7 protein-coding genes and 1 tRNA gene are annotated in these 6,618 nt (G+C 41.1%); 5 read left to right on the top strand and 3 right to left on the bottom strand.

Annotated elements, in window-relative coordinates; translation table 11 throughout:
• Positions 1 to 56: 56 nt before the first annotated feature.
• A tRNA-Thr gene (locus QRN39_RS01660) sits at positions 57 to 129 on the top strand.
• A 531-nt stretch (positions 130 to 660) separates the two neighbouring features.
• Here the strand turns inward: QRN39_RS01660 and QRN39_RS01655 are convergent.
• A complete protein-coding gene (locus tag QRN39_RS01655) occupies positions 661 to 783 on the bottom strand; it encodes a hypothetical protein (RefSeq protein WP_284905947.1) in 123 nt (40 codons plus the stop codon).
• Between the two features lie 212 nt (positions 784 to 995).
• Between QRN39_RS01655 and QRN39_RS01650 the strand changes: the two genes are divergently transcribed.
• The 4 genes from QRN39_RS01650 to QRN39_RS01635 all read left to right on the top strand — a co-directional run bounded on the left by QRN39_RS01650 (position 996) and on the right by QRN39_RS01635 (position 3,390).
• Entirely contained in the window at positions 996 to 1,163 is a 168-nt protein-coding gene (locus tag QRN39_RS01650) for a hypothetical protein (RefSeq protein WP_212046752.1), read from the top strand.
• A 6-nt stretch (positions 1,164 to 1,169) separates the two neighbouring features.
• On the top strand, positions 1,170 to 2,135 hold the full coding sequence (gene hag, locus QRN39_RS01645; RefSeq protein WP_212046753.1) for a flagellin Hag: 966 nt from the start codon (positions 1,170 to 1,172) through the stop codon (positions 2,133 to 2,135).
• A 36-nt stretch (positions 2,136 to 2,171) separates the two neighbouring features.
• The gene (locus QRN39_RS01640; RefSeq protein ID WP_284905943.1) at positions 2,172 to 2,363 is read left to right on the top strand and encodes a hypothetical protein; all 192 of its coding nucleotides are present in this window, start codon (positions 2,172 to 2,174) and stop codon (positions 2,361 to 2,363) included.
• 61 nt (positions 2,364 to 2,424) lie between these two features.
• Complete coding sequence (locus QRN39_RS01635) at positions 2,425 to 3,390, top strand: bile acid:sodium symporter family protein (RefSeq protein WP_050943457.1); 966 nt, start codon at positions 2,425 to 2,427, stop codon at positions 3,388 to 3,390.
• Between the two features lie 39 nt (positions 3,391 to 3,429).
• Here the strand turns inward: QRN39_RS01635 and QRN39_RS01630 are convergent, their stop codons facing one another.
• Positions 3,430 to 4,677 carry an exo-beta-N-acetylmuramidase NamZ family protein gene (locus tag QRN39_RS01630; protein WP_284905940.1) on the bottom strand — a complete coding sequence of 416 codons (1,248 nt, stop codon included), beginning with the start codon at positions 4,675 to 4,677 and terminating at the stop codon, positions 3,430 to 3,432.
• An 11-nt stretch (positions 4,678 to 4,688) separates the two neighbouring features.
• The gene (locus QRN39_RS01625) at positions 4,689 to 6,608 is read right to left on the bottom strand and encodes a glycoside hydrolase family 3 protein (RefSeq protein ID WP_212046757.1); all 1,920 of its coding nucleotides are present in this window, start codon (positions 6,606 to 6,608) and stop codon (positions 4,689 to 4,691) included.
• Positions 6,609 to 6,618: the final 10 nt, after the last annotated feature.

Below are 6,618 nucleotides of genomic sequence, written 5' to 3'. Positions count from 1 at the left end.
GAGCTATCGGCTGTTAACCGATCGGTCGTAGGTTCGAGTCCTACCTGCGGAGCCATGCTTCCATAGCTCAGTAGGTAGAGCACTTCCATGGTAAGGAAGAGGTCAGCGGTTCGAGCCCGCTTGGAAGCTTTCCTCTAAATGTTGATCTGACAAGGTTTCTCGATGATGAGAAGGCTTTTTTTTATGTCCTTTTTTAATTGCTTGAGGACAAATTAGGGGCCAATTATCGAATTTGCAATAAGTTTGTTATAGCTTCCGCATGACCTAAACGCTGAGAGACAGATTTGATATTAAACCCAGGCATTTTGCCGATTTGATTTAATAGCATATTAGCATGAGTATGACACATATCATGCTAATGAATTTTCTTATATCGTGCCTTTTTACGAATCGCTCCCACCATGTATTTAAATTTGAAAAGGTAGTTGAGAGAACGCACAATGCTAATTCGTCCAGCTGATGACAGAGCAAGGCATTTCATTGGCCAACGTTGTGCCACATAAGAGATGGAACGGATCGAAAACAAAAGCAGCTCTTCAAAAAGCATTGAAAAAATGAAAAAAGTAAAGCCCCTGACCATAGAGAATAGGGGCTTTTTTGATGTTTATTTTTCATCGTTTGAAAATCCGTGGAGTTGCAATTCTTTTGCTTTCGCAACTTTCATTGTTCTTCTTTTGAAGTGAATCCTTCTCTTAAAATCCTTTTTCTTTTCTCTGTTACTTTATCGAGTGATTCTAGTGTATACGAAAAAGTGTTGTTTCCACACGATTTTACACTAATCATGTTTCTCCTCCTGTTTTCGTAATATATTATTTTCATTTTACTTAATATTCCATAAAATGCAGTTGGTTAAATTTTATCATCCTTATATGCTTGCTAAATGTGTCGAATTTGTGAAATTAATAATTTCCACAAACTAAAATATGTGGTAGGTCTGTCTATAGTAGGTAACACAATACTCATTGTTATGGTGAGCATCAATAGAAGGAGATTTCATGATTATTGCCATAACTGGTGTTACATATGGTAGTAAAGTTAGAGAGCCAAAAGGTGCTCTGCGTTACTACTATACACATGCCTTAGAAATCGGAAATTCTAAGGAAGAGCTTCTCATCCAAATGGACTTAACAGATAAGCTCTCGAAAAAAATTACATGGAGGTAATAAGAAATGAGAATTAACCACAACATCGCAGCACTTAACACTTTAAACCGTTTATCTGCAAACAACGGTGCGAGCCAAAAGAACATGGAGAAGCTTTCTTCTGGTCTCAAAATCAACCGTGCAGGAGATGACGCAGCAGGTCTTGCCATCTCTGAAAAAATGCGTGGACAAATCCGCGGATTAGAAATGGCTTCTAAAAACGCACAAGACGGTATCTCTCTTATCCAAACAGCTGAAGGTGCATTGACTGAAACTCACTCAATCCTTCAACGTGTACGTGAACTAGTGGTTCAAGCTGGAAACACTGGTACGCAGGATAAAGAGTCTGACCTTCAATCTATCCAAGATGAAATTGAAGCTTTACAAGAAGAAGTAGATGGTATCTCAAATCGTACAGAGTTTAACGGTAAAAAATTATTAGATGGTACGTTTAAAGGAACCCCAGGAACACCGGCAATCCCGGGAGATCCAGATGATCCAGATGATAACGGTACACCTGCAGTCCCAGCAAGTGGTAATGCTTTAGTGTTCCAAATCGGTGCTAACGCAACTCAACAAATTTCAGTTCATATTGATAAAATGAGTACAGATGCATTGGGAGTTAAAGATGCTAATGGGATTGTAGCGAATCAAGCTATTAAAGACATCGATGTAAGAAAGTTTGCTGATAATGCAGCAGATGCTACTGATGTTGGTTTTGATACTCAACTAAGTATTGTTGATGCGGCTATTAACCAAGTATCTGCACAACGTGGAAAACTTGGTGCAGTACAAAACCGTCTAGAGCACACTATTAACAACTTGGGTGCATCTGCTGAAAACTTAACTGCTGCTGAGTCTCGTATTCGTGACGTTGACATGGCTAAAGAAATGAGTGAATTCACTAAGAACAACATTCTTTCTCAAGCTTCTCAAGCTATGCTTGCACAAGCGAATCAACAGCCACAAAACGTACTTCAATTATTACGTTAATAAACCAAAAGCCCCTTTATATAGGGGTTTTTTTGTTTGTCTTTATTCAGTTCGATGTTTCATTTTATTGATCGTTCTAAAAGACGCTTCATCCAAGTGTTCATCAGGGAAAGATCTCCAGCGATAGAACGTGTAAAGGAAAAGTATCAAGCAACTGGCGTACAAGTAGACGTAGTTGGAATGGATACACAAAGTCGAAATCTTGTGAAACAGGCGAATGGTTCTTAATAAGTTCTTTCTGTTTGTTACAATAGAAAAGGTAAGAAAGTGAAGGATGGGGGTGGCCGGCATGCTTGTGCGTTTGAACCAAGTGCTCGGCCGGATGATGCCGCTTATTACACCTATTAGTGTGTTATTCGGTGTTTTATTGGCGGCCTATTTAAAGGATTTTACGTTTTTGGTGCCATGGGTATTTGCTGTTATGACCTTTGCAGGGAGTTTGTCTTCTACTTTTTCGGCTTTAAAGCATACGGTAATGCACCCATTGCCTTTGATTTTATCGTTTATGATTTTGCATGTGCTGATGCCTCTTTATGCTTGGTCAGCGGGGCATTTGATATTTGCGGGCGATTCTATGACGATCACCGGTTTGACGCTTGCGATGGTGATTCCGACAGGTGTGTCTAGTTTAATATGGGCGGCGATGTATAAAGGGAATGTCGGGTTAACGCTATCTATCATTTTAATTGATACATTGCTTTCGCCATTGATTGTTCCAGTAAGCTTGTCACTTTTCGTCGGTACACAGGTCCATATGGACATGGTGGCGATCATGAAAGGGCTGTTCGGTATGGTGGTGCTGCCCTCTATTTTAGGGATGCTTGTTCGTCAGTATGCAAAGCCATCGGTGACGAAAACAATGAGTCAGACCCTGGCTCCTTTTTCAAAATTAGGCTTGTTTGTTGTCGTATCGATTAACAGTTCTGTTGTCGCCCCATATTTGCGTGAACTGGATGCTGCATTTTTTAGCAAAGCAGCGACTGTCTTTTTCATTGCGATGAGTGGGTATGCTTTTGCGTGGTTGATTGGAAAGGTGATGAAATGTACTCAAGGGGAAATTGTGGCCATTGTGTATACAGGCGGCATGAGAAATATTAGTGCTGGGGCTGTGCTTGCTATTAGCTTTTTCCCGCCTGCTGTTGCTGTCCCTGTTGTGATTGGCATGCTGTTTCAGCAAGTACTTGCTGCCTTGTTTGGTTTTTTACTCAATCGATTTGAGCTGAAAGCACCTGCTGTGACTAAATCTTTATCATGAAAAGACCTCCATCCTATGAAATGGAGGTCTTTTTGCGAATTAATAGATGAGATATTTCTTCCGTTTCTTTTCGAACGATTTGAGGTCGTGATGATAACGCTTCATGAGGTGTTTGACAGAAGTACCTTGGTTGATTTCTTCTTTGATCCAACCATTCCCGATGAGTTTATCAAAGCTGCCTGTTTGAAGGAACTCAAAGTCTTTTGGATATAAATCATGTATGGCTTTAATGATGGATAACCCTGTTTTTACCGCTTCGAATGAAGAGCGGTCTGTGACGTATAGCTGCACACCGTGTGATAGCTTCCCTGCATGTTTAGAAAAAGTGGGGGTGAATGATACGGGTCTAAATTTCACACCCTTTAGTTTTAATTGATTTAGATGATCTGCTAGCTCATTGCTATTGATATACGGAGCGCCAATGAGCTCGAACGGTTTTGTTGTTCCTCTGCCTTCAGAGACATTTGTGCCTTCAATTAATCCTGTGGCGGGATATACAAAGGTACTATCCACTGTCGGCATGTTAGGTGAAGGAAGGACGAACGGTAGCTTCGTGTCATCAAACGTCATGGAACGCTTCCAATTTTTCATTTTGATGACTGTGACATCAGCATTGATATGAAACTCTTTGTTAAAGAATGTTGCTAGTTCACCAGTAGTCATCCCATGTCTTAATGGTATTGGATAGAGCCCTACAAATGAAGCGTGCTCAGGTTCTAATACAGGGCCTTCTACTTTTAGTCCGCCAATAGGGTTTGGACGGTCTAGGACAACAAAGGGAATGTTGTTTTCTTTAGCGGCCTCCATCGCATAGGCCATCGTGTAAATATAGGTGTAATAACGAGTGCCAACATCTTGGATATCAAACAGCAAGACATCTACATTTTTGAGCATGTCAGGCGTTGGTTTTCTTGTTTTTCCATAGAGGGAGTAAACAGGAAGACCTGTTTTTTCATCGGTATAGGATTCGACGCCTTCTCCTGCTTGTGCATCGCCGCGCACACCATGTTCAGGTCCATATAGAGCAGTAAGCTTAATATTTGGATGCTCAAATAGGAGATCGACACTGCTTTTCATATTTGCATCAATACCAGTTGGGTTCGTAATGAGGCCGACCCTTTTCCCTTTTAACCATGAAAGGTTGCCTGAGAGTAGTGTTTCAATCCCTGTTTTGACTGCTGCCTTTTTTCCTTTTGTATCTGTTCGTTCTTGGCTTGCGGGGGAGGCGGCGGTCAATGTGCTCATAATGAGAATGCTTGCGAGTATGAAGCTTGCTGTTTTTTTCAAGAGAATCCCTCCTATTTGATCTGTTTCCCTTTCAAGTTGAGTCCATAGCCGAATGGATATAGGGTTTGATTTTGATGAGTGACAGATGGGATATCTACAGGCAGTTTGCCTTTAGGTGATGCAGTGCCAAATATAACTTCTAACCCAGCAGGAATATTTGGCTGGTTGAATTGTCCGTTTGAGTAGCCCTTAAAACCGTAAACAGCTATTAAGGCATCCGCCTCCTCAAAATTTGCAGCATCGTAAGGGTTTCTTAGGCTCATGATGACCATTTTTTTGTTTTGTGCTGCAGCTTCTTTCATGACAGCACGCGGGAAAGCAGTAGCCCATTTTTTCGGGTCCTGTACATTGTCATCAATCACACCATCATTCACAGCTGGATCATTTTGGACAACGTATGAGCCGGTAATCACATAGTCAGCATCTTGTATGAGTCTGGCTGTTTCTTTGTTGAAGGTCTTATCCGCAAAAGCATATGATTGGATACGTACAGGTTTAATCTTTTTTTGTTTGATCAGAGAGTCAATTGTGACAGACATGGCTTTTGTTTGATCTTCGTAAGGTGCCATGACCAAGATTTTATCATTCTTTTTAGGCTTGAAGGGTAGGGTCTTATCGTTGTTTTTAAGCAGGGTGATCCCTTCACGCGCCATTTTTTGTTCTGCTTTCCGGTGCGATTTTTTCCCAACGACTTGAGTGGCTTTTTTGATTTTTTTCTCAAGGGTGATAGGTTTTTTGGAAGAAATGATGCCTCGTTTGATCTTCAATTGAAGAATTTTTTCAACAGATTCGTTGATTTGAGACATCGGAATTTCTTTCTTTACAATTGCCTGTTTTACAGCATTGAACACATTCTCAAGGTTTTTCTCAGTTTTAAGAGAGGTGACTGGTGCTGGCATGAGGGCGATGTCGACGCCAGCCTTAATGGCCATCACTACGGCTTCTTCCTGTCCGAAGTTATCTGCAATCGCTTTCATATTTAGGGCGTCTGTTACGACAACACCTTGAAAGCCCATCTCTTCTTTTAATAAGTGTGTGATGACTTTTTTCGATAAGGTTGCTGGAACCATAATGTCCTCGCCATCTTTTTTGCTTTTATATGTTGTATCATCAATGGCGGGAAATTGAACATGAGCGGTCATGACCATATCCGCACCAGCGTTGATGGCTTGTTGAAATGGATAGAGTTCAACTTTTTTTAAACGATCTAGATCATGTTCTACGAGCGGCAAGCCGTAGTGACTATCGACGGCTGTATCACCATGTCCCGGGAAATGCTTTAGTGTCGAAATCGTCTTCTCCTTTTGAAGTCCCTTCATGGTTTGAAGGCCAAGCCTTGTGACAAGGGCAGGGTCAGAGCTAAAGGAACGGACACCAATGACGGGGTTGTTTGGGTTATTATTCACATCTAGCACCGGAGAGAAGTTTGTATTGATCCCTAGTGCGTTTAATTCCTTACCGATGATTTTCCCTGTGTCGTATGCATTTTTCGTGCTTCTAGAGGCACCAATCGACATATTTCCTGGGAAATGTGTTCCCTTTTGTAATCTTGTGACGATTCCACCTTCTTGATCAATTGAAATGAGTAATGGAATCTTTGGTGATGCTTTTTGAAATTCATGGGTGAGTTTGACGGTTTGTTTCGTATCAACGACATTCTCCGCAAATAAGATGACACCGCCTAGATGATATTTTTCTACAAGATGGGATACTTCTTTATTCATCTTTGTTAAGCCTGTAGGTGCGGATTCATCTTTTGTTTGCCAATTACGAAAGTCTGGCATAAGCATTTGACCTATCTTTTCATCCAAAGACATGTTTTGTACCATTTGTTTTGCGGTTGAAAGAGGGGCAGAGCTAACCTTTTCCGTTGGAATGGAAGAGGTTAGCAGAGCTAAAACCAAAGCAGCGGGGAAAAGTGCTTTTAACATCGAATTCCTC

Source organism: Bacillus sp. lyk4-R2A-2 (assembly GCF_030209735.1).
Taxonomy (GTDB): Bacteria; Bacillota; Bacilli; order Bacillales; family Bacillaceae; genus Bacillus; species Bacillus pumilus.
Note: the sequence above shows the minus strand (reverse complement) of the source record. Positions and strands in the feature narration are given on the sequence as shown.

Excerpts from the sequence above, each read along its gene's own strand:
- QRN39_RS01655 (WP_284905947.1), bottom strand. The coding sequence starts at position 783 with ATGATTAGTGTAAAATCGTGTGGAAACAACACTTTTTCGTATACACTA.
- QRN39_RS01650 (WP_212046752.1), top strand. The coding sequence starts at position 996 with ATGATTATTGCCATAACTGGTGTTACATATGGTAGTAAAGTTAGAGAG.
- hag (WP_212046753.1), top strand. The coding sequence starts at position 1,170 with ATGAGAATTAACCACAACATCGCAGCACTTAACACTTTAAACCGTTTA.
- QRN39_RS01635 (WP_050943457.1), top strand. The coding sequence starts at position 2,425 with ATGCTTGTGCGTTTGAACCAAGTGCTCGGCCGGATGATGCCGCTTATT.
- QRN39_RS01625 (WP_212046757.1), bottom strand. The coding sequence starts at position 6,608 with ATGTTAAAAGCACTTTTCCCCGCTGCTTTGGTTTTAGCTCTGCTAACC.